Source organism: Stenotrophomonas sp. FR010, assembly GCF_047520755.2.
Taxonomy (GTDB): domain Bacteria; phylum Pseudomonadota; class Gammaproteobacteria; order Xanthomonadales; family Xanthomonadaceae; genus Stenotrophomonas; species Stenotrophomonas sepilia.
In genome coordinates this window covers 51,124-74,067 of the sequence record NZ_JAXBQT020000014.1, presented here as the reverse complement: position 1 = coordinate 74,067, position 22,944 = coordinate 51,124, and the positions used below count along the sequence as shown (strand labels likewise).

18 protein-coding genes are annotated in these 22,944 nt (G+C 67.8%); 7 read left to right on the top strand and 11 right to left on the bottom strand.

The annotated features are described in order from the left end of the window. The first annotated feature begins 81 nt into the window (after positions 1-81). The 3 genes from ACM0PK_RS13965 (at position 82) to ACM0PK_RS13955 (ending at position 2,400) form a co-directional block, all read left to right on the top strand. Entirely contained in the window at positions 82-876 is a 795-nt protein-coding gene (locus ACM0PK_RS13965; RefSeq protein ID WP_151355288.1) for an undecaprenyl-diphosphate phosphatase, read from the top strand. 73 nt (positions 877-949) lie between these two features. Further along, complete coding sequence (locus tag ACM0PK_RS13960) at positions 950-1,774, top strand: META and DUF4377 domain-containing protein (protein WP_005420968.1); 825 nt, start codon at positions 950-952, stop codon at positions 1,772-1,774. 167 nt (positions 1,775-1,941) lie between these two features. Continuing rightward, positions 1,942-2,400, top strand: a complete 459-nt coding sequence (locus tag ACM0PK_RS13955) for an META domain-containing protein (protein WP_072167381.1) — start codon at positions 1,942-1,944, stop codon at positions 2,398-2,400. Positions 2,401-2,526: 126 nt separating this feature from the next. Here the strand turns inward: ACM0PK_RS13955 and ACM0PK_RS13950 are convergent, their stop codons facing one another. From ACM0PK_RS13950 to ACM0PK_RS13910, 9 genes are all read right to left on the bottom strand, one after another. Then, on the bottom strand, positions 2,527-3,138 hold the full coding sequence (locus ACM0PK_RS13950) for a YbhB/YbcL family Raf kinase inhibitor-like protein (RefSeq protein WP_088496479.1): 612 nt from the start codon (positions 3,136-3,138) through the stop codon (positions 2,527-2,529). A gap of 10 nt (positions 3,139-3,148) precedes the next feature. Then, entirely contained in the window at positions 3,149-5,218 is a 2,070-nt protein-coding gene (locus tag ACM0PK_RS13945; RefSeq protein WP_072167383.1) for a tetratricopeptide repeat protein, read from the bottom strand. A 56-nt stretch (positions 5,219-5,274) separates the two neighbouring features. After that, a complete protein-coding gene (locus ACM0PK_RS13940) occupies positions 5,275-6,264 on the bottom strand; it encodes a YheT family hydrolase (protein WP_061479400.1) in 990 nt (329 codons plus the stop codon). Between the two features lie 52 nt (positions 6,265-6,316). Next, complete coding sequence (locus ACM0PK_RS13935; RefSeq protein ID WP_061479384.1) at positions 6,317-7,108, bottom strand: lysophospholipid acyltransferase family protein; 792 nt, start codon at positions 7,106-7,108, stop codon at positions 6,317-6,319. 118 nt (positions 7,109-7,226) lie between these two features. Then, positions 7,227-7,661, bottom strand: coding sequence for a hotdog fold thioesterase (locus ACM0PK_RS13930; RefSeq protein WP_414606757.1), 435 nt, complete (start codon positions 7,659-7,661; stop codon positions 7,227-7,229). Between the two features lie 10 nt (positions 7,662-7,671). Further along, on the bottom strand, positions 7,672-9,726 hold the full coding sequence (locus tag ACM0PK_RS13925; protein WP_180886261.1) for a phospholipase D family protein: 2,055 nt from the start codon (positions 9,724-9,726) through the stop codon (positions 7,672-7,674). Then, positions 9,723-10,340 carry a YceI family protein gene (locus tag ACM0PK_RS13920; protein ID WP_065178694.1) on the bottom strand — a complete coding sequence of 206 codons (618 nt, stop codon included), beginning with the start codon at positions 10,338-10,340 and terminating at the stop codon, positions 9,723-9,725. Before ACM0PK_RS13920 ends, ACM0PK_RS13925 begins: the two co-directional genes overlap by 4 nt. Before the next feature lie 4 nt (positions 10,341-10,344). After that, the gene (locus ACM0PK_RS13915) at positions 10,345-10,821 is read right to left on the bottom strand and encodes a SixA phosphatase family protein (protein WP_061479387.1); all 477 of its coding nucleotides are present in this window, start codon (positions 10,819-10,821) and stop codon (positions 10,345-10,347) included. 49 nt (positions 10,822-10,870) lie between these two features. Continuing rightward, positions 10,871-11,500, bottom strand: a complete 630-nt coding sequence (locus ACM0PK_RS13910; protein WP_005420986.1) for a nucleotide-binding protein — start codon at positions 11,498-11,500, stop codon at positions 10,871-10,873. Positions 11,501-11,623: 123 nt separating this feature from the next. Between ACM0PK_RS13910 and ACM0PK_RS13905 the strand changes: the two genes are divergently transcribed. Further along, positions 11,624-13,108, top strand: coding sequence for an AAA family ATPase (locus tag ACM0PK_RS13905; RefSeq protein ID WP_111201255.1), 1,485 nt, complete (start codon positions 11,624-11,626; stop codon positions 13,106-13,108). A 701-nt stretch (positions 13,109-13,809) separates the two neighbouring features. Here ACM0PK_RS13905 and ACM0PK_RS13900 read toward each other — a convergent pair. Further along, positions 13,810-14,445: a tetratricopeptide repeat protein gene (locus ACM0PK_RS13900; RefSeq protein ID WP_061479389.1), complete on the bottom strand. Its 636-nt coding sequence runs from the start codon at positions 14,443-14,445 to the stop codon at positions 13,810-13,812. A gap of 172 nt (positions 14,446-14,617) precedes the next feature. Here ACM0PK_RS13900 and ACM0PK_RS13895 point away from each other — a divergent pair, with 172 nt between their 5' ends. Further along, positions 14,618-18,304, top strand: coding sequence for an indolepyruvate ferredoxin oxidoreductase family protein (locus tag ACM0PK_RS13895; RefSeq protein ID WP_111201257.1), 3,687 nt, complete (start codon positions 14,618-14,620; stop codon positions 18,302-18,304). Positions 18,305-18,340: 36 nt separating this feature from the next. Here ACM0PK_RS13895 and ACM0PK_RS13890 read toward each other — a convergent pair whose 3' ends face one another. After that, a complete protein-coding gene (locus ACM0PK_RS13890; protein WP_111201258.1) occupies positions 18,341-18,955 on the bottom strand; it encodes a DUF938 domain-containing protein in 615 nt (204 codons plus the stop codon). 686 nt (positions 18,956-19,641) lie between these two features. Here ACM0PK_RS13890 and ACM0PK_RS13885 point away from each other — a divergent pair. Both ACM0PK_RS13885 and ACM0PK_RS13880 read left to right on the top strand, forming a co-directional pair. Further along, on the top strand, positions 19,642-21,273 hold the full coding sequence (locus ACM0PK_RS13885) for a TldD/PmbA family protein (protein WP_414606758.1): 1,632 nt from the start codon (positions 19,642-19,644) through the stop codon (positions 21,271-21,273). Between the two features lie 30 nt (positions 21,274-21,303). Next, a complete protein-coding gene (locus ACM0PK_RS13880) occupies positions 21,304-22,938 on the top strand; it encodes a TldD/PmbA family protein (protein WP_414606759.1) in 1,635 nt (544 codons plus the stop codon). The last annotated feature ends 6 nt before the right edge of the window (positions 22,939-22,944 follow it).

Genomic DNA, 22,944 nt, shown 5'->3' with positions numbered 1-22,944 from the left:
ATCAGACGCACCCGTTTGGTGCAGCAGGGATCGTCTATCCTCTCGACCTCCTTCCTTCCGCCGCCCGTGCCCGCACCGTCCATGTCCGACCTGCTCTCCGCCCTGCTGCTGGGCATCCTCGAAGGCTTGACCGAATTCCTGCCGATCTCCAGCACCGGCCACCTGCTCATCGCCCAGCACTGGCTGGGTGCCCGCTCGGACTTCTTCAACATCGTCATCCAGGCTGGCGCGATCGTGGCCGTGGTGCTGGTGTTCCGCCAGCGCCTGCTGCAGCTGGCCACCGGCTTGGACCAACGCGAGAACCGTGAGTACGTGTTCAAGCTGGGCGCCGCCTTCCTGGTCACCGCCGTGGTCGGCCTGGTGGTGCGCAAGGCCGGCTGGTCGCTGCCGGAGACGGTCAGCCCGGTGGCCTGGGCACTGATCATCGGTGGCGTCTGGATGCTGCTGGTGGAGGCCTACACCGCGCGCCTGCCCGACCGCGACCAGGTGACCTGGACCGTGGCGATCGGCGTCGGCCTGGCGCAGGTGGTGGCGGGCGTGTTCCCCGGTACCTCGCGCTCGGCCTCGGCGATCTTCCTGGCCATGCTGCTGGGCCTGAGCCGCCGCGCCGCTGCCGCCGAGTTCGTGTTCCTGGTCGGCATTCCCACCATGTTCGCCGCCAGCGCCTACACCTTCCTGGAACTGGCCAGGGACGGGCAGCTGGGCAGCGAGAACTGGACCGAGGTGGGCGTGGCCTTCCTTGCCGCGGCCATCACCGGCTTCGTCGTAGTGAAGTGGCTGATGGGCTACATCAAGTCGCACCGGTTCACCGCCTTCGCCCTCTACCGCATCGCGCTGGGCGCGGCGCTGCTGCTGTGGTTGCCCTCCGGCAGCTGAACAGCACTGGGGCACGGTAACCCCATAGCCGGCCCCACCCCGTTTCCCCCACGGTTCCCCAAGGAGAATCACCATGAACCGCAAGCTCACCCTGCTCCTCCCGCTGGCCCTGATGGCCGCCTGCAGCCAGACCCCGGCCCCGGCCGGCAATGGCGGCGACGACGTGGCCCCGGCCGCGACCAAGGCAGCGGACCAGCAGACGCTGGCGCACCTGGATGCGCAGCGCCTGCAGAGCCAGCACTGGCTGCTGCAGCAGGCCACCGGCGCCGACGGCAAGCGCATCGACGCGCTGTTCGCCCGCGAAGACAAGCCGGTCACCCTGGACTTCGCTGATGGCCGCCTGTCGGTCAGCAACACCTGCAACCGCATGGGCGGCGGCTACACCCTGGCCGACGGCAAGCTGACGGTCAGTGCGATGGCCTCGACCATGATGGCCTGCACCGACAAGGCGCTGATGGCGCTGGACGAAGCCGTGTCGAGCCGCCTGCAGGGCGAACTGAAGGCCGAGCAGGATGCCGATGGCAAGCTGACCCTGACCAACGCCAAGGGCGACGTGCTGGTGTTCAACCCGGAACCGACCGCTGAAACCCGCTACGGCGGCGCCGGCGAAACCGTGTTCCTGGAAGTGGCCGCGAAGACCGAGAAGTGCTCGCACCCGCTGATTCCGGACTACCAGTGCCTGCAGGTGCGCGAAGTGAAGTTCGACGACAAGGGCCTGAAGCAGGGTGAGCCGGGCAAGTTCGAGAACTTCTACGGCAACATCGAGGGCTACACCCACGAAGACGGCGTGCGCAACGTAGTGCGCGTGAAGCGCTACGAAGTGAAGAACCCACCGGCCGATGCGCCGTCGCAGGCCTACGTGCTGGACATGGTGGTCGAGTCGGCCATCGAGAAGTGATGTAGAGCCGACTGTTAGTCGACTGGCTCTTGAAGGGCGGCCGCGAGGTCGCCCTTCTTCGTGGTGGGTAGAGCCGGCCGCTGGCCGGCTGCCTTGCGGAGCACCGCCAACACGCGGATGTTGCCGGCCAACGGCCGGCACTACCCGCATGCATCAGGGAGATCGGCATGAAGCACGTCCCCGCCCTCATCATTGCCGCGCTGCTGGCCATGTCTACGGATGTGGCCGCTGCCAGCACGCCCACCACCGGGCAGCTCGAGGCACATCCGTGGCAACTCGCGCGCGCCACCGACGCGCAGGGCCGGCGCATTGATGCGTTGTTCGTGCGCGGTCGACCGCCCTACACGCTGCGCTTCCAACCCGGCTACATGAGCGAGTTGAACCTGTGCAACCAGTCAAGCAGCACCTATCACCTGCAAGGTGACCGGCTGCTTCTTGAGGGCGGCATCATCACCACAGCCGCTTGCATGCGGGCCGAGGTGGCCGAACAGGAACGTGTCGCCGGCACGCTGGTGAATGCACGCGCAGAGATGACGCTTGCGCTGGATGAGCGTGGCCGCCTGCTGCTGCGCAATGCGCATGGCGATGTGCTGGTGTTCGCGCCGGTAGCCGGTACGGACGAATGAAAAGGGCGGCCGCAGGGTCGCCCGTCTTCGCCAGCGGTAGAGCCGGCCGCTGGCCGGCTGCCACGGGCGAATGCAGCAACACACGGACGTGGCCGGCCAGCGGCCGGCACGACCCGTTATGCAGCCTCAGCCCAGCGCCGGATTCAACGTGTAGGTGCCGTGCAGTGCCGCTTCGGCCAGCACGTGGCCGTGCATGGCCCGGTACGCGTCGGCGGCGGTGAAGCGTGCCGGCAGCTGCAGCGATGCCACGTCCAGCGCGAACACGCGGAAGAAGTAGCGGTGCACGCGCTCGTCATTGAACGGCGGATAGGGGCCGTCGTAGCCCAGGTAGTCACCGGCCATGTCCGGGTTGCCGGCGAACCAGCCGGTGAAGTCGTTCAGGCCCTGGCGGCTGCCGGCCGGCCCGGCCGGCGTGGTCTTGCCCTTCACCACGAAGCCGTCGCTGCAGCTGCCTGCGGCAATCTCGCGCACCGAAGCCGGAATATCGGCCATCACCCAGTGCACGAAATCACAGCGGGGCTGGTCGCGTGGCACGCTCATGTCGGTGCGGCCGACCGTCTCCGGCACGGTCGGCACGTCCGGATCGACGCATACCAGCAGGAACGAACGGGTGCCATCCGGCACATCGCTCCAGGCCAGGTGCGGATTGCGGTCCGGTGCGAAGCCCGCGGCATCGCCTGCGGCGAATTCGCGGTCGATCGGTGCACCGTTGGTCAGGCTGTGGCTGCTCAGTTGCATCGGCGTGTCCTCACTCTTCCGGGTAACCCAGGCGCACCGCGATCGGGGTGAGCTTGGCGAAGGCGGCGCTCATCACGTCGCGGTAGTTGCGCCAGTGGCCCGGCGGGAAACGCGGCGCGCCCAGCTGCGCGGCCGGCGGCATCGGCCGCTCGAACAGTCGGCCCAGCAGTTCGGCCATCGCCTGCGGATCGTTGCCGATCTGGTCGATGCGCAGCAACACCTGCGGGTACAGATCGTCCTCGTGCAGGGCGGCGACCTGGGCCAGCGCGCGCGCCAGCCATTCGCTGGCTTCGGCCAGCGAGGTCATCGCCAGCGGCGCGGCGGCACCGTAGGCCACCCAGTCCAGCAGCATGTCGCGCGGATCGCGCAGCACCACCAGCAGGCGGCCCTGCGGCAACTGCGGGCGCAGCGCCCACAGCAGCGCGTTGTCCCACCACAGCAGCCAGTCGATGATCGCGTCGTCCTGCACGCCGCGCGACGGCAGCTGTTCGCGCCAGCGCTGCACCAGCCGCTCCGGCGTCAGCACGCCCGAAGCGAGGTCCTGCAGCGTGTGGTAGTTCTGGAACGCGTCGTCGGGTGCGTTGGAGGTATAGCGGTCGCTGCGCAGCACCGGGCTGGCCGCAGCCAGGCCGGTCGCCACGCGCTCCACGCCCGACCCCGGCGCACCCCACAGGAAGATCGGCGCGGAAGTGGCATCACCGTCGATCTCGCCCTTGTCCGGCCAGCTCGGCGGTGCCTTGGCCTGCGGCGGCAGCGGCAGGCGCTGCGGGGCCTGGTCGGCCTGCAGGGCCAGCCAGGTCTGCAGCGCGTCTTCGTGCTGCCCGGCGCGATCCTGGATCTCGCCCAGCCAGGTGCGCAGGTCGGCACGGTGGCCTTCCGGCGCCATGCCGATCAGCGCCTGCACGCGGGCGACGGCAGCGGCCGGATCGCGCTGGAGCAGGCCTTCGACCAGGCGGGTTTCGCCACTGACACGGCCCGGTTCGAGGCTGACGATACGCTCGGCGATCGCTTCGGCCTGCGCGTGTTCGCCCACCATGTCGTGCAGCCGCAGGCGCGCTTCCAGCGCCGGCAGGTGGCCCGGCATCGCGTCCATCCAGCGCTCGACCGTGGCGGCGGCGGTGGCACTGCCGACCTCCTCCACCGCCAGGCGTGCCAGCCACAGGTCGTGCAGCTGCGGGTGCTGCTCCAGGGCGGCATCCAGGCGTGCGCGTGCCTCGTCTTCGCGACCCAGGCGCTGCCAGGACATCAGCAGCAGCTGCAGCACGTCGCGGTCATCAGGCAGCGATTCCAGCAACGGCAGCAGGTGTTCCAGCGCCTGCAGCGGCTGGCCGCTGCGCAGTGCCAGTTCACCAGCCAGGCGGCGCATCGAAGGCGTATCCAGGCCTTCCTGCTGCAGCGCGATCTGCATCGCTTCTGCCGCAGCTTCTAGGTTGCCCTGGCGCATGGCCAGCTGCACCACCAGGCCATGCAACGAGGCGATGGTCGGGTTCAGTTCCAGCACGCGGCGGAACGCCTGCTCGGCGAAGGCCAGCATGTTCTTGCCCAGGTAGGCGAAGCCCAGTGCGTAAAGCACGCGGATGTCGTTGGGCAGGGCCTGGTTGGCGGCCGACAGCAGCGTCAGCGCGCGATCGGCATCATCGCGGCGCAGCGCGATCATGCCATCGATGGTCAGCAGCTCCGGGTGGTCCGGCTCGACACGCGAGGCCAGCGTGGACAGGCGCTGCGCTTCATCGAAATCGTTGCGACCGATCGCCAGGTGGGCCTGCATCAGGTACGCGGCGAATGCGTTCGGGTCCAGCCCGGTGGTGCGCGTCAGTGCTTCGCCGGCGCCGTCGAACTGGCGCAGGGCCAGCAGCAGGCCGGCGTGCTGCAGGTGCAGCTGGGCGTTGTCCGGGGCCAGCTGCAGCGCCTGCTGCAGGGCTTCCATCGCGTCCTCGGCCTTGCCCTGCTGCTGCAGCGCAAGCGCCAGCCAGCGGTGGGCCTCGGCCTGGCCGGGTTCATCACGGGTCCACGCCTGGGCCAGCTGCACGGCCTGGTCGGCCTCGTTCTGGCGCAACGCTTGGATGATCTGGTCTTGCATGGCGGTCCGGTTCAAGGGCAAACCCGCATTGTAGCGGCCTGCGCGCCCGTGCCGGTTCAGCCTTGCAGCACGCGCTGCAGGCGCTGCGCCACCCAGCGCTCGGAGAAGCCGTCACCGCGCCAGTTTTCCAGGAAGCCACAGTGTCCGCCCCAGCTGGCGGTTTCCAGATGCGCCTGGTGCGGCAGCTGCCAGTCGCTGAAGGTCGCGTAGGGGATCACCGGGTCGTCCTGCGCCATCAGGATGTCGGCAGGCACCTGCAACGTGGACAGCCGATCGCCGGCAATCGAGTAGCCATCGAAATAGGCCTGCAACGAACCGAAACTGGTGTGGCGCTCGACCAGCCAGGCAGTCAGCGCGCGGATGTCCAGTTTCAGTACGCGGTCGTCGCAGTCGCTCAGTTCGGGGAACAGGTCGCGCTTGCGCCGCAGCGAACCGGCCCACTTGCGGCGGAAGTACCAGTCGTACATCGCCGGGCCGTTCTCGATGCTCTCCATGGTCAGCGCCGGATCCAGCACCGGGCATACCGAGGCCACGCGCAGCAGCGGCACGCCGGCCGCTGGCGCGCGCTGGGCCAGGCGCAGCACGAAATTGCCGCCCAGCGAGTAACCGGCGGCCACCAGCGGCAACTGCGGCCAGCGCTGGGCGATATCGCCCGCGGCATGCACCACTTCGTCGATCAGGTTGGAGTGGAAGATGCCGGGGTTGAGATGATGGGTATTGCCGTGGTCGCGGAAATTCAGCCGCACCACGTCGAAGCCCTGTTCGAGCATGCGCGCGGCCGCCATGCGCATGTAGCTGGATTCGGCGCTGCCTTCCCAGCCGTGCAGCAGCAGGGCCATGCCCTTGGGTTCGCGGCCTTCGATGTGGCTGTGCCAGCCCTGCAGGCGCACGCCATCACCGCCGTCGAGGATCAGTTCTTCGCTGATCGCACCGGTCGCGGCCAGCAGCAGCAGGCCGCGCTGCAGGCGCATGCGGCTGGAGCTGAGCATCGACTGCAGATGCGGATTGCGCAGCCAGCGCGGGGGCTGGTAGTCAGCCGCGTGCAGCGTCGGCGTGCCGGCGTCCAGGACGGGTGGCGGGATCAGGGCCACCGCACCCTCACTCGGAGCTCATGGCCGCCACGATGCGCGCGCGCGACGTCTCCGCGATGCGCCGACGGCCTTCCAGGTCCTGCGCACCGATCGGTGCCAGGAAGTGCACTTCTGCACGCCGCGCCGGCTCACCGAGCAGGCGCAGGAAATTGGCGAAGAAACTCTCACCGGGGCCGAACGCGACAATGGTCTGCGCATCGCCCTTGAGCCCGTACACCAGTGCCACCGGCTGCACCGGCACGCCGGTTTCAACCGCGGCCTGGAAGATGCGGGCATGGAACGGGCCTACTTCGTGGCCGCCGCGGGTGCGCCCTTCCGGGAACACGCCCACCGCCTTGCCTTCGCGCAGGCGATCGGCCATCACCTGCATCACGCCACCGAGCGATTCGGTGTTGCCGCGCTGGTGGAAGATGGTCTGGCCACGCGCGGCCAGCCAACCGACCAACGGCCAGCTGGCGATCTCGCGCTTGGCGACGAAGCCCATCATGCGCTGGCTGTGCAGGATGCAGATGTCGACCCAGCTGACGTGGTTGGCGACGAACAGCACGGCGCCGGGCAACGGCGTACCGATCTGCACCAGGCGGAAGCCGAAGATCCACATCAGCCCGCCCTGCCACCAGTTGACCACTTTGGCCCCCAGGGTCGCCTCGCCCACGCGCAGTTCGCCCCACGGCCGAAGCATGCCGATCAGGATGAGCGGCAGGAACACAACGATGTGGACCAACAGCAGCGGTACGCGGTACAGGTAACGGCACACACGCGCCACGCCGCCGCGGGGGGCCGGAGTGGGGGAAGTCATCCGCGCACGATACCGGAGGGCCGTCATCGCTGCCAGCCGATTTAGGCCATAACACCCATCGACCGGGGCAATCGGCGGGGAACGCTGGGTTCCGCTGCCGTCACCGGCCGTCCGGGGCTCAGCCGTGGCCGGCCGCCACCACCGCCAGGGTCAGCCGCGAGATGCACACCAGGCGGCCCTGCTCGTCCTCGATGCGGATCTCCCACAGCTGGGTGCTGCGGCCGACGTGCAGTGCACGTGCGGTGCCGGTCACGGTGCCCGAGCGAACGGCGCGTACATGGTTGGCGTTGATCTCCAGCCCTACGCAGATCTGTTTGGCCGTATCCACGCACAGGTTGCCGGCGCTGCTGCCCAGGGTCTCGGCCAGCACCACCGACGCGCCGCCATGCAGGATGCCGTAGGGCTGGCGGGTGCGCTCGTCCACCGGCATGATGGCCTGCAGCCAATCGTCGCCGGCCGCGCTGAAGACGATGCCCAGCGACTCGATCGCGGTGTTGCGGCTGAGCGTGTTGAGCTGCTCGAGGGAAACGGCTTCGCGGAACACCAGGGTCATGCGGGCACCTTCAGAGGATGGGAACGAGGCCGGCGCCGAATGCAGTGAGCATGCGGACCAGCAGCCATTTCGGGCCGACATTGACCTCGGGGAAATCGCCCACGGCGACATAGCAGCGGTGGAAGTCCGGGTCCTGCCGGGGCAGCGGCCGCGGGCAGTCCGGGCCGGGCTTGAACTCGTAGTCGGTGGCATAGCGCCACGGCCAGAAGTCGAGGATCGGCAGTGCCTCGGAGGCCTTGCCGACGCTGTAGTTGAGCCCGGACAGCACCGGCGGCTTGGCCCGCGGCGCCACCGTCCACGAGTTCTGCGGGTGGATATCGCGCAGGATGCTCTCGGCCAGCTGCTCGGCGAAGGCCGGGTCATCGATGATCACCGCACCTTCGGTGTTGTAGTTCTCGCTGCGCGGATCGAAGTTGTGGGTGCCGACCACGCCGATGCGGCGGTCGACCACCAGCGACTTGGCATGCAGGCCCATGCGCGCGCCCTTGCGGGTGACCGGCAACGGCTTGTTGACCGCCTTGCTGCCCAGGAAGGAGGGCCGGGTCTCGGTGCGCAGCAGGCGGGTCTCGACCTCGCTGCCGGCCGCGCGGCGGCGCTCGCGCGCGTTCTGGTAGGCACTGCCGGTGCGCGGGTTCACCGCCAGCTGCTTGCCGGTGGGTGCCGGGTGCTCATCGCGATCGCGGCTGTCGCCGGCATTGCTGCCCGCGGCGCTGCCGCCGATCAGCGGATTGCGCCCGCCGTCGTCGTCACCCCCGGGCGCGGCGATCGGATCAGGCAGCAGGTTGCGGTAGTCGACCGGTGCATCCAGCGGGAACGGCTTGTACTCGAAGATGTTGAAGCCCAGTTCGCGCATGTTGCGCCGCTTGTACTTGTACGACAGCGCATACACGATCGGGTTGTCGGTGGCCGCCAGGCTGTTGCTGGACACCACCACCCGCGGCGGCTGCGGGCGCTTGCGCAGCTCGCGGAACAGCTTCTGCGCCGGCTTGGACAACACCAGGTACGGCGTCTGCAGGATCACTTCCTCCTGCGCGCCGGCGATCAGCGCATCCAGCTGCGGCTCGGTCACGTGCTGGCCCGCCAGTGGCGCATCGGCCTTCTCGCGCCGGTGCTTGCGTGGCAGGTCGGCGACATAGCGCACCGAGGCCACCGGCAAGGCGGTATCGACGAAGGAACGGCTGACGAAGTCCATGTCATTGGCTTCGGCACTGACCCGCTGCACCCGCTCGGGGCGGCGGAAGCTGGCCGGCGGCAGGGTCGGCACGCCCTCGCGCAGCAGGGTGCGGCCGACATCGTTCAGGCGCTCGGCCGGCACGCTGCGCCTGGCATGCCAGAAGGCATCGAAGTTGGCGGCCATGGCCCGCGCCTCCGGGCCGGCGATCAGCACGTCGCGGTCGCGGAAGTTGTACTCGCGGTCCCAGTCGTAATAGTCGTCCTGGTAGTTGCGGCCACCGACCACGCCGATCGCATCGTCGATCACCAGCAGCTTGTTGTGCATGCGCTGGTTGAAGCGGCGGAAGCAGCACAGCACGCTGCCGGCATAGTCGAAGTAGTTCAGCCGGGCCTTGCCGAAGGTCGGGTTGTAGACCCGCAGCTGGAAGTTCTGGTGCGCGCCGGACAGCGCGCCGAGGATCTGCAGGTCGGAGATCGCCGAGAGCTGGTCGATCAGCACGCGCACCTTCACCCCGCGCCGCGATGCAGCCAGCAGCTCGTCGATGACCAGCCGGGCGCTGTCGTCCTTGTCGAAGATGTAGGTCTGCAGGTCGATGCTGCGGGTAGCGCTGCGCAGCAGGTTCAGGCGCGCCACCAGCGCACCTTCGCCCTCGTCGAGCAGGGTGGCGTAGTGGCGCGGCTGCTCGGGGGTGGATTCGGTGAACGCCCGACCGGCCAGCGCACGCAGCGGTGAGTCCTGCGCGCAGCGGTCGGCGCGCTGGCAGCCGACCACGGTCGAGCGCGCCTGCACGGCGATCGCCTCGGCACGATCGCGCTGGGCATGCGAAAGCGATGCACAACCGCTGCCCAGCAACACCGTTGCCAGCGCCAGTAAACGCAGCAGGAGGTTCACGGTTTCGGCGCCTCGCTCAGGCGCGCACGTAATACGAAGGTCACTCGGTCACTCAGGGCTAGCTGCCAGCTGTCCATTCCATACCGGCCTCGCTGCACGGTACCGCGGCTGACGACATCGCAATCATAGCCGGGTCGGGCGCACTCCGCCTTCTCGACCCGCAGCGACTCGGGGTGGCTGACGCCGCGCAGGGTCAGCCGGCCGTTGATGTCGCCGCCCTGTTCCACCGTCTCCGGCCAGTACGGTAGCGAGTCGAACTCGACCACCGGATGGCGCCCTGCATCGAAGAACTCTTCGCCACGCATCCAGCCGGTGTAGCGCGCCTTGCCAGGGATCTCCACCGAACGGGTGAACATCTTCAGGTGCACCTGGTGGCGCCCGTCGGACAGGATCTCGATGCGCCCCTCGAAGTGCGGGAATACGCCTTCGATGCGCTGGCCGAAACGGGTCCGCACCTCGAAACCGATCCGCGAGCGCTGGGTATCCAGGCGCATTACCCGCGGTGCTTCGGCGGACACCGGCGGCAACGGCGTTGGTGGGGGCACAGCGGCCCAGGCCGGGCCAAGCGCCAGCAACGCGGGCAGCAGGAAGCGGCTGCGCCGCGCCTGGCTCATCGGATCACGGCCACCAGAACGCGTTCAGGCTGGCCACGCCCGGCTCGATCGAGACCTCGCGCGGGAAGCCGAGGACGGCAACGCCGCCCGGCGGCATGCCGCGGTAGTCGCTGCTGGTGCCGTCGGTCATCAGGGCCACCAGCTGCTCCAGGCCCGGGTTGTGGCCCACGATCAGCACCCGGTCCAGGTCGCGACGCTCGTCCACCAGCGCCGCCAGGGTGCCCGGGGTGGCTTCGTAGATCCGGTCTTCCAGGCGCTTCTCGACATAGCCGATGGCCGTCATCACCGCTTCCAGGGTCTCACGGGTACGTCGCGACGGCGAGCACAGCACGCAGTCCGGCAGCAGCTTGTTTTCCTTCAACCACTTGCCGGCGGCTTCAGCTTCGGCCAGCCCTACCGGCGACAGCGGCCGGTCGAGGTCGGCCTGGCCGGAAACGGCGGGTTCGGCATGGGCATGGCGCAGCAGGATCAGTTCACGCATCGCGGGTTTCCATGGAGAAGAGGATGCAGCAGGAGAAGTGAGGCAGGCATCAAAGCTTGAGCCAGGACAGCAGCGGTTCCCAGTCGGCCTGGTGTTCGCGCACCTGGGCGGAGCGATAGTCGAACAGGCTGCGGCCCAGGCCGGTCATGACCACGTAGCTCTGGCTGTCACGCAGCTGCGCGACCACCGGGTACGGCCATTCGGCCAGCATCTGCAATGCCTGCTGCGAGGTCTGGGTCCAGGGTTTGGTGCGGTTGAGGACCAGCCCTACCGGCAGCTTGCGGCTGTGCACGCGCGGGTTCTGGGCCAGGCTGTTGAGGAAGCCGACGATGGCTTCGATATCCAGCGCCGAGGGCAGCACCGGCACCACCACGGCGTCGGCCGCGTCCAGGAAATGGGGGATATCGTCGGCCAGTGCACCGGCGGGTGCATCGATGATGACGGTATCGGTACCGTCGGGCAGCTTCTGCGCCCACTGCTTCTTCCGATACACATCGATGGGGAGCACCGCGCTTTCCAGCCCGGCACGCCGTTGTGCCCAGCGGGTGCTGGAGCCCTGCGGGTCGGCATCGGCGATCACCGTGGCCTTGCCCTGCAATGCCGCGTACGCGGCCAGGTGGGTGGCGACGGTGGTCTTGCCCACCCCGCCCTTGGAACCGGCCACCAGGATCGTCTTCATGCCAGCCTCGCTTCCGGGTACGTGCCCCGAGCGTACACCGGCGGTGGTGACGGGAGGTAGCGCCGTGCTGAACCCGTGGCCATCGCCTTTGCTATCGTGGCGCCCCCGAAGGATCGAACCGGCATGAGCGAACTGCAGGACCTGAGCGCACTGATCCGCGCCAATACCCCCCTGATCGTGATCGAGACCCAGGACGAGGGGCGCATCGTTGAACTGTTCCGGCAGACGCTGATGCACGTGTGGCGGGCCCTGCACCGCTGGTCCATCACCGAGGGCCTGCGCCGCATCGACCTGGACCGCGAGGATCCGCCGGTCGGCCCGCCCGATGCCAGCGCCGCGCTGCAGATGATCCGCCAGGCTGATCAGCGCGGTGTCTACCTGCTGCTCGATTTCCACCCCTACCTGGGCTATGCCAGCCACCAGCGCGCACTGCGCGACCTGATCCAGCGCCGCCACAGCGAGCCGCACGTGCTGGTGCTGATCGGCGCCAAGGTCGAGCTGCCGGCCGAGCTGGAAGCACTGGCGGTGCGCTTCAACCCGCGCCTGCCCGATGCGAATGCCCTGCTGAAGATGCTGCGCGAGGAGGCCGACGCCTATGCGCGCGAACACGGCGGCCGCCGTGTCGAGGTCGACAGCGAGGCGGTGAAGAAGATCCTGAAGAACCTGCAGGGCCTGAGCCTGGTCGATGCCCGCCGCATCGCCCGCCAGCTGATCTACGCCGATGGCGCGCTGCGCGACGACGACCTGCCGCAGCTGGCACGGCTGAAGTTCGAGCTGCTCAACCGCAGCGGCCACCTGTTCTTCGAGCACGACAGCGCACGCTTCGGCGACGTGGCCGGCGCCAACCGGCTCAAGCGCTGGATCAGCCAGCGCCGGGTGGCCTTCATCGCCGGCTCGGCACCGGCCGGCCTGGACCCGCCGCGCGGCATGTTGCTGCTGGGCGTGCAGGGCTGCGGCAAATCAATGCTGGCCAAGGCCACCGCCGCCGGCTTCGGTGTACCGCTGCTGCGCCTGGACGTGGGTGCGCTGTACAACAAGTATCACGGCGAGACCGAGGCCAACCTGCGCCAGGCGCTGGCCTCGGCCGAGCAGCTGGCGCCCTGCGTGCTGTGGATGGACGAGATCGAGAAGGGCCTGGCCAGTGGTGGCGAGGACGGTGGCGTATCGCGCCGCGTGCTCGGCTACCTGCTGACCTGGATGGCCGAACGCAAGGCGCCGGTCTTCATCGTCGCCACCGCCAACCAGGTGCACGAACTGCCGGCCGAGCTGCTGCGCAAGGGGCGTTTCGACGAGATCTTCTTCGTCGACCTGCCCACCCCCGAAGTGCGCGTGGAACTGCTGCGGCTGCATCTGGGGCGACGCCAGCTCAATGGTGACGACTTTGCGCTGCCGGCGTTGGCGGCTGCGGCGAATGGTTTCTCCGGCGCGGAGATCGAGCAGGTGATCGTGGCCGGGCTGTATGCAGCGCACGCCGAAGGCCGGCCGTTGGATACCGAGCTGCTGATGAACGAGATCCGCGCGACCCGACCGCTGTCGGTGCTGATGGCCGAGCAGGTCGAGGCCTTGCGCGCGTGGGCGTCGGGGCGGACGGTCTCTGCAGACGACTGAGGGGTTTCCAGCGAACGGCGCAGCCCCTCGTGGCGGCTGGTTGGCTGTGAACATCAAAAGCCGCGCTTGACCGGGCGGGGTGGATTCGCGGGGGACGCCGTGAACCCGTCCTGAAGTGACCCCCGCGAACCCACCCCGCCCGGCCTCTGACAATTTCCGAGTGCGTCCGCCACGGAAAAGAAAAAAGAAAAGCAGAAGCGCTTGGCTGGCTGCTTTTTGTCGAGCCGAGCCCACGCTCGGCTGCCTTTCGATCAGATATCGAATACTCGATTCCGATGCAGATTCATCCACGCATGGCGTGGATCTACCGTGTCGCCCAAGGTCGACACCTACCAACAGCAGCGTCGAACCGTCAGAGGTGGGGCGGTGTGGGTTGGCAGGACCGTTGGCGCCATGGGCCCGAGGCATGCCTCGGGCGGGTTGGTCAGGACGCCCAACCCCGGTCTTGCCGTGTGCGCAGGACTGCGCACACCAGCAAGGCGCCATCGAGCTCCCATGGGTGAGGGCGCTTTGCTTGCGAAGCACTGCTTCGCAAGCGCCCGAACGCCCGGCCTCCAGCGGCTGGGCCGGGCCGCGGAACGGGGTTTACGGCGTGTCCTGCCAACCCACACCACCCCGCCATCCCGCGGATTGCCCGCTGTTGCTGTTGCTTCGGCTGTTGCTTCTGCGGGTGCCGGGTGCAACCCGGCCGCCCCCTACCCTCAGGGCCAGGCCGGCGGCGCGGCCGCCCACGCCTGCTGCACTTCCGCCAGCGAGGCACGCTCGTCGTCTCGCCACAACGGCAACAACTGCGCATAGCGGCTGCTGTCGCTCCATTGCGTCGGCTCGGTACGCACTGCGGCGGCATACCACTGCACCGCCTCCTGCTTCCGCCCGGCCCGCCACAGCGCCAGCGCATAGGTCGGTGGCAACCAGCCCGGCTTGCTCAGCGAACCACCGGCAGCGGCCTGCCATTGCTCCAGGGCGGCTTCGGGCTGGCCCTGACGCAGCAGGTCCCAGCCGTAGTTCCAGCGCACGCCACGGCCCAGGCTGCCCTGCACCGGCGCATCCTTCAGCGCTTCGCGATACAGCTGTTCACCCAGTTCGGTACGGCCCTGGGCAATGGCCACCGACGCCAGCTGCACGGTGGCCTCCACGGTCCGCCGGCCGCGCTCGCGCTGCTTGAGCAGCTGCGCAACCAGCTCATCCCCGTCGGACTGGACCACGATCATGGGCACGGCGGCCGCATCGCTGTCGAAGTAGAACTCCTGTGGTGCCGGCACCGCCGGCGCGGCCCACACCGGGGCCGTTCCCGAGACCAGCAACATGCTGCCCAGGATCTTTCCTGCAACTGACATCCCTTCTCCCCAGGCCGCAACCGCAGCCCCCTCTCTCTCTCTCCCCGATCCTAACCCCAGCATGGCCGCCGGCGCGAGTGCCGGGGCGGCCGGGCCTCGCTGCTACAATTCGCGCCTTTCCCGCCGCGTGCCTGCACGCGGCCGGTGCCAGCCGATCCTGACCGGGCCAGCCATGACCAGTACCGCGCAACTCACGTCGCCCTCCTCCACCGACCTGATCGACCGTGACTACACGCTCGACCACAAGTACACCCGCAACGAGGGGCGGATCTATCTGAGTGGCGTGCAGGCGCTGGTGAAGCTGCCGCTGATGCAGCGGCTGCGCGACGCGCACGAAGGCATCGACAGCGCCGGCTTCGTCAGCGGCTACCGTGGCAGCCCGCTGGGCGGCTTCGACCTGGAGCTGTGGCGCGCACGCAAACACCTCGACGCGGCCAAGGTGAAGTTCACCCCCGGCCTGAACGAGGACCTGGGCGCCACCATGGTGTGGGGCACCCAGCAGACCAACCTGTTCCCCGGCGCCAACGTGCAGGGCGTGTTCGGCATGTGGTACGGCAAGGGCCCGGGCGTGGACCGCTGCGGCGACGTGTTCAAGCACGCCAATGCCGCCGGCACCTCGCGCTACGGCGGCGTGCTGGCACTGGCCGCCGATGACCATGCCTGCCGCAGTTCAACCCTGCCGCATGGCAGCGAGGACGAGTTCGTCAGCGCGATGATGCCGGTACTGAATCCGGCCGGTGTGCAGGACATCCTCGACATGGGCCTGCTGGGGTGGGCGATGAGCCGCTATACCGGGCGCTGGGTCGGCTTCAAGACGATCGCCGAGACAGTCGAATCGTCGGCCTCGGTCGAGGTCGACCCGATGGCGCGCCGCATCGTGCTGCCGGAAGACTTCGAGATGCCGACCGGCGGGCTCAACATCCGCTGGCCGGACCCGCCGCTGGACCAGGAAATGCGCCTGCACCGCTATGCGGTGAAGGCCGCACAGGCGTTCGCCCGCGCCAACGGCATCGACAAGGTGGTGATGGACGCGCCGCGCGCGCGGCTGGGCATCGTCACCACCGGCAAGAGCTACCTGGACGTACTGCAGGCGCTGGAATACCTGGGCCTGGATGAAGCCGCCTGCGCCGACATCGGCATCCGCGTGTACAAGGTCGGCATGACCTGGCCGCTGGAGCCGCAGGGCATCGCTCGCTTCGCGCAGGGCCTGGAAGACATCATCGTGGTGGAGGAGAAGCGTGCCTTCATCGAGCGCCAGATGAAGGAACAGTTCTTCAACTGGCCGGCCAGCTGGGGCCAGCGCCCGTCCATCGTCGGCAAGTACGACGAGAGCGGCGAATGGATCCTGCCGTCCACCGGCGAGCTGACCCCGGCCACCATCGCCGGCGTGATCGGCCGCCGCATCCAGAAGTTCTTCAACAACGCATCGATCGAGCAGCGGCTGCAGTGGATGCAGGAGAAGGAAGCCGAGCTTGCGTTGCCGCGCGCCAGCTTCCCGCGCGTACCGCATTACTGCTCGGGCTGCCCGCACAACACCTCCACCAACGTGCCGGAAGGCTCGCGTGCGCTGGCCGGCATCGGTTGCCATTACATGGTGACCTGGATGGACCGCAGCACCGACACCTTCACCCACATGGGCGGCGAAGGCGTGACCTGGGCCGGGCAGGCGCCGTTCACCGATACCCCGCACGTGTTCCAGAACCTCGGCGACGGCACCTACTTCCACAGCGGCTCGCTGGCGATCCGCCAGGCGGTCGCCGCCGGCGTCAACATCACCTACAAGATCCTCTACAACGATGCGGTGGCGATGACCGGCGGCCAGCCGGTGGACGGTCCGCTGAGCGTGCCGGACATTGCAAAGCAGATGCGCGCCGAAGGCATCCACACCATCGTGGTGCTGTCGGACAACATCGGCAAGTGGACCGGCCAGCGCGAGCACTTCCCCAGCGACGTCGAGTTCCATGACCGCAGCGAACTGGACGAAGTGCAGAAGCGCCTGCGCGAAGTGAAGGGTGTTTCGATCCTGATCTACGAACAGACCTGCGCGACCGAGAAGCGTCGCCGCCGCAAGCGCGGCAAGCTGGAAGACCCGCAGAAGCGGGTGATGATCAACTCGCTGGTCTGCGAAGGCTGCGGTGACTGCGGCAAGAAGAGCTTCTGCGTGTCGGTGCTGCCGAAGGAAACCGAGTTCGGGCGCAAGCGCGAGATCGACCAGTCCAACTGCAACAAGGACTATTCCTGCGTGAACGGCTTCTGCCCCAGCTTCGTCACCGTGCACGGTGGCCAGCCGCGCAAGGGCAGCAAGCGCGATGCGTCCACGCTGCTGGACAACCTGCCGGCGCCGACCCTCCGCGACAGCCTGGAACGGCCCTGGAACATCCTGATCACCGGCGTCGGTGGTACCGGCGTGGTGACCATCGGTGCGCTGCTGGGCATGGCCGGCCACCTGGAAGGCAAGGGTGCAACCGTGCTCGACCAGACCGGCCTGGCGCAGAAGGGCGGCGCGGTGACCACGCACATCCGCATTGCCCGTCGCCCTGAAGACATCCATGCCGTGCGTATCGCCGCTGGCGAGGCCGACCTGGTGCTGGGCTGCGACATGGTGGTGGTCAACGATTACTGGGCGCTGTCGAAGGTCCGTGCCGGCCGTTCGCAGGTGGTGCTGAACACTTACGAAGCGATGCCAGGCACCTTCACCACTCGCCCGGACATGCAGTTCCCCGCCGCCGATATCATCGCCGGCGTGCGCGTGGCATTGGGCGGCCAGGAGCCGTTGCTGCTCGATGCCACCCAGCTGGCCACCGCGCTGCTGGGCGATGCCATTGCCGCCAACCTGTTCATCCTCGGCTACGCCTGGCAGCAGGGCCTGGTGCCGCTGTCGTTCGAGTCACTGATGCGCGCCATCGAACTCAACGGCGCCGCCGTGGCGATGAACCAGCAGGCGTTCGCCTGGGGCCGCCTGGCCGTGGTCGATCCGCAGGCCGTGCAGCAGGCGGCCGGCCTGGTGCGCAACCGCCATACCGATACCGAATCCACCCCGGGCCCGCTGCATCCGCTGCCGCCGGGCGAGTGGGAGGGCAATGAATGGGGTGCCACTGCGGCACCGCGCAACACCGGCGACGAACGCGAACTGCGTGGCCTGCCCTCGCACGGTGGCGACGTGGCGTTCCTGCCGCTGGACGACGCACGCCTGTCGCGCTCGCTGGATGAAATGATCGAGCGCCGCGCCGCGTTCCTGGTCGAGTACCAGGATGCCGCCTACGCCAAGCGCTACCGTGACCTGGTAGCGCGCGTACGCGCCACCGAAGCCGACCGCATCGGCGGTTCCACTGCGCTGACCGAGACCGTGGCGCGCTACCTGTTCAAGCTGATGGCCTACAAGGACGAGTACGAAGTGGCGCGCCTGTACACCAGCGGCGACTTCCAGCGTCGCCTGCAGCAGCAGTTCGAGGGCGACTACCAGCTGCGCTTCCATCTGGCACCGCCGCTGTTCGCGAAGAAGGACGAGCAGGGCCGGCTGCTGAAGAAGGAATACGGCCCGTGGATGTTCAAGGCCTTCGGTCTGTTGGCGAAGCTGAAGTTCCTGCGTGGCGGCCGCTTCGATGTGTTCGGACGCACCGAGGAGCGCCGCATGGAGCGCAAGCTGATTGCTGATTACGAGGCGACGGTGCAGGTGCTGCTGGACGGGCTGGAGGACGACCGTCTGTCGCTGGCGGTGGAGATCGCCAGCATTCCCGAGCACATCCGCGGCTTCGGCCATGTCAAGGAAGCGCATTTCGCGCAGGCCAAGGCGCGCGAAGGGGCCCTGCTGGCGCAGTGGCGCAACCCGAAGGCGCTGCATATCGTGCAGGTGGCCTGAAGGTGGTGCCGGCCAGCGGCCGGCACTACCGGCGGTTCAGCCCAACCGCCACAGCAATAGCCGGTTATTGGCCGGCATCGCCACGTCACCCAACCGGGTAAACCCGTTGTCCGCCGCCAGCGCCTGCACCGCTTCGCTATCGCGGATACCGCTGCGCGGGTCGCGCGCCTTCAGCCAGGCATCGAACTGCGCGTTGCTGTCGCTGGTATAGCGACCGCCGTAGTTGAAGGGGCCATACACCGCCAGCAACGCACCGTGACGCAACAGCGGCGGCAGCGCGCCGAACAGCACCTGCACGTACTCCCAGCCCATGATGTGCAGCGTGTTGGCGCTGAATGCGGCGTCGAACCTGCTGCTTTCTGGAAGGTCCAGGCCCATTGCAGGAGGCAGCTCCACCTGCAGCGCCACCGGCGGCAGCAGGTTCAGCAGCGCGGCCTCCGCGCGCCAGGCTTCGATGCCGGGCAGATGGTCCGGATGGTCGCTGGGCTGCCAGCGCAGCCACGGCCAGCGCTCGGCGAAGAAGGCTGCGTGCTGGCCGGTACCACTGCCGATCTCCAGCACCCGATGGCGGTCGCCCATCCACGGGTCGAGTGCGGTGGCGATGGGTTCGCGGTTGCGCTCGCAGGCTTCTGAATACGGCTTGCTCGACATCAGGACGGTGTCCAGGCGGGGTCGGCCCCATTGTGCACGAGGGGGTGTCTGCAGGGCTTGCAGCCCTGCACCCGCAGGAGCCGGAGCCAGAGCCAGAGCAACGTCAAAAGCTGGCATTCCGTGGGTTGGCGGGGTGGGCCCGGTTGCGGGGGACGCCGTAAATACGTCCCTGTAGGCTCGGTCGCCGCATCCATGCGGCTCACGCCCCCGCAACCGGACCCACCCCGCCTTCGACAGATTTCCGCCATCTGTCGGAAGTGCTCTTGGGGTCAGATCCGTTTTCCACAGGAAAACGGATCTGACCCCGGATTCATTTCGATACCTGACAGATGTGTCGACCAAGGTCGACACCTACCAACAGCCGCAGGAATCTGTCAGAGGTGGGGCGGTGTCGGATTGCGGGGTGTCAGCCGCATGGATGCGGCTGCCAAGCCTCCATGGACGGATTCACGGCGTCCCCGCAATCCGACACCGCCCCGCCCACCCACGGAATGCCGCTCTGGCTCTGGCTTTGGCCGTTGCCGTTGCCGTTGCATTGAGCAGGTGCAGGGCTGCAAGCCCTGCCGAAACCCTCCCCAACCATGACTGCAGTCACTTGCCCGGTTGCGCTGCGCTGGCGAAAGTCGAGGAGTTGACGTGATCGGTCCGGCGCGTTGCCGACCGCATGCAAGCGAGAGAGAGACGCTGTGCAACGACGTGAGTTCCTGGCTTTTTCCGGCCTGGGCCTGGCCGGCCTGCTGTTGCCGCATTCCCGTGCCATCGCCGCCGAGCAGCTGCTGGCGCCGGTCGATACCGCCCAGCGCCGGCGCTTGGCCGAGGTCGCCCTGGCCACCGCACGCTCGGCCAAGGCCAGCTACTGCGATGTGCGCATCGGCCGCTACCTCAACCAGTCGGTGATCACCCGCGAGCACCAGGTCGGCAATGTAACCAACCGAGAATCGTCCGGCGTGGGTGTGCGGGTGATCGTCAACGGTGCCTGGGGCTTTGCTGCCACCCATCAGCAGACCGAGGCCGCCGTGCGCGCAGCGGTCGAGCAGGCGGCGGCAATCGCTCGCGCCAACGCCAGCATCCAGACCCGCCCGGTGCAGCTGGCACCCACGCCGTCGGTCGGTGAAGTGCGCTGGCAGACGCCCATCCGCAGGAACGCGATGGCGGTGCCGATCCAGGACAAGGTCGAGTTGCTGCTGGCCCTCAATGCCGCTGCGCTGGATGCGGGCGCCGACTACATCAATTCCACCCTGTTCCTGGTCAACGAACAGAAGTACTTCGCCTCCAGCGACGGCTCGTTCATCGACCAGGACATCCACCGCATCTGGTTGCCGTTTACCGCCACCGCCATCGACAAGGCCAGCGGCAAATTCCGCACCCGCGCCGGCCTGTCCTCGCCGATGGGCATGGGCTATGAGTTCCTCGATGGCGATGCGCGCGGCAAGGTGCAGCTGCCCGGCGGCATCACTGCTTACCGCGATTCCTACGACCCGGTCGAGGACGCCATTGCGGCCGCCCGCCACGCGCGCGAGAAACTGAAGGCGCCATCGGTGAAGCCCGGCAAGTACGACCTGGTGCTGGACCCGTCCAATCTGTTCCTGACCATCCACGAGAACGTCGGCCACCCGCTGGAGCTGGACCGCGTGCTCGGCTACGAAGCCAACTACGCTGGTACCAGCTTCGCCACGCTGGACAAGCGCGATGCCGGCTTCCGCTGGGGCAGCGACATCGTCACCTTCTTCGCCGACAAGACCCAGCCGGGCAGCCTCGGTGCGGTCGGCTACGACGACGAGGGCGTGAAGACCGAGCGCTGGGACCTGGTGCGCGACGGCATCCTGGTCGACTACCAGGCCACCCGCGATGAAGCCCACATCCTCGGCCGCGATGCATCGCATGGCTGCAGCTATGCCGATTCCTGGTCCAGCGTGCAGTTCCAGCGCATGGCCAATGTCTCGCTGGCGCCGGGCAAGCAACCGCTCAGCGTCGAGGACATGATCAAGGACGTGGAGAACGGCATCTACATCCACGGCCGCGGTTCGTATTCGATCGACCAGCAGCGTTACAACGCGCAGTTCGGCGGCCAGCTGTACTACCAGATCAAGGACGGAAAGATCGCCGGCATGGTTGAGGATGCGGCCTACCAGATCCGCACGCCGGAATTCTGGAATGCCTGCACCGCCATATGCGATGAACGCGACTTCCGCCTGGGCGGTTCGTTCTTCGATGGCAAGGGCCAGCCGGGACAGGTCTCGGCGGTCTCGCACGGTTCGTCCACCACCCGCTTCAACGGCATCAACATCATCAACACCGCGCGCAGTCTCGGCGCTTGAGCCACCCATCCTTCGACATGGAGAGCAGCCTTGCAAAGACGTGACTTCCTGGCCCTGACCGGGCTTACCGCGGGCGGGCTGATCGTGCCCTCCTTCTTCGGCAAGGTGATCGCCGCCGAGCAGCTGCAGAGCACGCTGGACCTGGGGCTGAAGAAGCGCCTGGCCGATGCGGCGCTGGCCGCCGCCCGCCAGGCCGGTGCCACCTACTGCGACGTGCGCATCGGCCGCTACCTGCGGCAGTTCGTGATCACCCGCGAGGACAAGGTGCAGAACGTGGTGAACACCGAGTCCACCGGCGTGGGCATCCGCGTGATCGTCAATGGTGCCTGGGGCTTTGCCGCCACCAATGCGCTGGGCACCGCCGACGTGGCCAAGGCGGCGCAGCAGGCGGCCGCGATCGCCAAGGCCAATGCCGGCGTGCAGACCGCGCCGGTGCAGCTGGCCAAGGCGCCGGGCGTGGGTGAGGTGAGCTGGCGCACGCCGATCCGCAAGAATGCGATGGAGGTGCCGATCAAGGACAAGGTCGGCCTGCTGCTGGACGTCAACGCCGCCGCAATGGGCGCCGGTGCCAGCTTCGTCAACTCGATGCTGTTCCTGGTCAACGAGCAGAAGTACTTCGCCTCCACCGACGGTTCCTACATCGACCAGGACGTGCATCGCATCTGGGCGCCGATGACGTTCACCGCCATCGACAAGGCCAGCGGCAAGTTCCGCACCCGTTCGGGCCTGTCCTCGCCGATGGGCCTGGGCTACGAGTACCTGGACGGCGCCGCCGCGGGCAAGGTGGTCAGCCCCAATGGCGTGGTCAACTACAGTTCTTCCTACGACATGAAGGAAGACGCCATCGCCGCCGCCCGGCAGGCGCAGGAAAAGCTGAAGGCACCGTCGGTGAAGCCGGGCAAGTACGACCTGGTGCTCGACCCGTCGCACACCTGGCTGACCATCCACGAGTCGATCGGCCACCCGCTGGAACTGGACCGCGTGCTCGGCTACGAAGCCAACTACGCCGGCACCAGCTTCGCCACCCTGGACAAGCGCGAACAGCGTTTCCAGTACGGCAGCGAGCTGGTCAACATCTTCGCCGACAAGACCCAGCCGGGCAGCCTTGGCGCCGTGGCATACGACGATGAAGGCGTGAAGTGCAAGCGCTGGGACCTGATCAGCAACGGCAAGCTGGTGGACTACCAGACTATTCGCGACCAGGCGCACATCCTCGGCAAGACCGAGTCCGACGGCTGCTGCTATGCCGACTCGTGGTCCAGCGTGCAGTTCCAGCGCATGGCCAACGTGTCGATGGCACCGGGCAAGAAGCCGCTGAGCGTGCCGGACCTGATCAAGGACGTGGAGAACGGCATCTACATCATCGGTGACGGTTCGTTCTCGATCGACCAGCAGCGCTACAACGCGCAGTTCGGCGGCCAGCTGTTCTACGAGATCAAGAACGGCCAGATCACCCGCATGCTGGAAGACGTGGCCTACCAGATCCGCACGCCGGAATTCTGGAACGCCTGTACCGCCGTGGCCGACGAGCGCGACTACCGCCTGGGCGGTTCGTTCTTCGACGGCAAGGGCCAGCCGGGACAGGTCTCGGCGGTCTCGCACGGCTCGTCCACCGCGCGCTTCAACGGCATCAACGTCATCAACACCGCACGCAGCCTCGGCTGACCGGTC

Coding starts and splice junctions, on each gene's coding strand:
- ACM0PK_RS13965 (WP_151355288.1), top strand. CDS start 82: ATGTCCGACCTGCTCTCCGCCCTGCTGCTGGGCATCCTCGAAGGCTTG.
- ACM0PK_RS13960 (WP_005420968.1), top strand. CDS start 950: ATGAACCGCAAGCTCACCCTGCTCCTCCCGCTGGCCCTGATGGCCGCC.
- ACM0PK_RS13955 (WP_072167381.1), top strand. CDS start 1,942: ATGAAGCACGTCCCCGCCCTCATCATTGCCGCGCTGCTGGCCATGTCT.
- ACM0PK_RS13950 (WP_088496479.1), bottom strand. CDS start 3,138: ATGCAACTGAGCAGCCACAGCCTGACCAACGGTGCACCGATCGACCGC.
- ACM0PK_RS13945 (WP_072167383.1), bottom strand. CDS start 5,218: ATGCAAGACCAGATCATCCAAGCGTTGCGCCAGAACGAGGCCGACCAG.
- ACM0PK_RS13935 (WP_061479384.1), bottom strand. CDS start 7,108: ATGACTTCCCCCACTCCGGCCCCCCGCGGCGGCGTGGCGCGTGTGTGC.
- ACM0PK_RS13930 (WP_414606757.1), bottom strand. CDS start 7,661: ATGACCCTGGTGTTCCGCGAAGCCGTTTCCCTCGAGCAGCTCAACACG.
- ACM0PK_RS13920 (WP_065178694.1), bottom strand. CDS start 10,340: ATGAGCCAGGCGCGGCGCAGCCGCTTCCTGCTGCCCGCGTTGCTGGCG.
- ACM0PK_RS13915 (WP_061479387.1), bottom strand. CDS start 10,821: ATGCGTGAACTGATCCTGCTGCGCCATGCCCATGCCGAACCCGCCGTT.
- ACM0PK_RS13910 (WP_005420986.1), bottom strand. CDS start 11,500: ATGAAGACGATCCTGGTGGCCGGTTCCAAGGGCGGGGTGGGCAAGACC.
- ACM0PK_RS13905 (WP_111201255.1), top strand. CDS start 11,624: ATGAGCGAACTGCAGGACCTGAGCGCACTGATCCGCGCCAATACCCCC.
- ACM0PK_RS13900 (WP_061479389.1), bottom strand. CDS start 14,445: ATGTCAGTTGCAGGAAAGATCCTGGGCAGCATGTTGCTGGTCTCGGGA.
- ACM0PK_RS13895 (WP_111201257.1), top strand. CDS start 14,618: ATGACCAGTACCGCGCAACTCACGTCGCCCTCCTCCACCGACCTGATC.
- ACM0PK_RS13890 (WP_111201258.1), bottom strand. CDS start 18,955: ATGTCGAGCAAGCCGTATTCAGAAGCCTGCGAGCGCAACCGCGAACCC.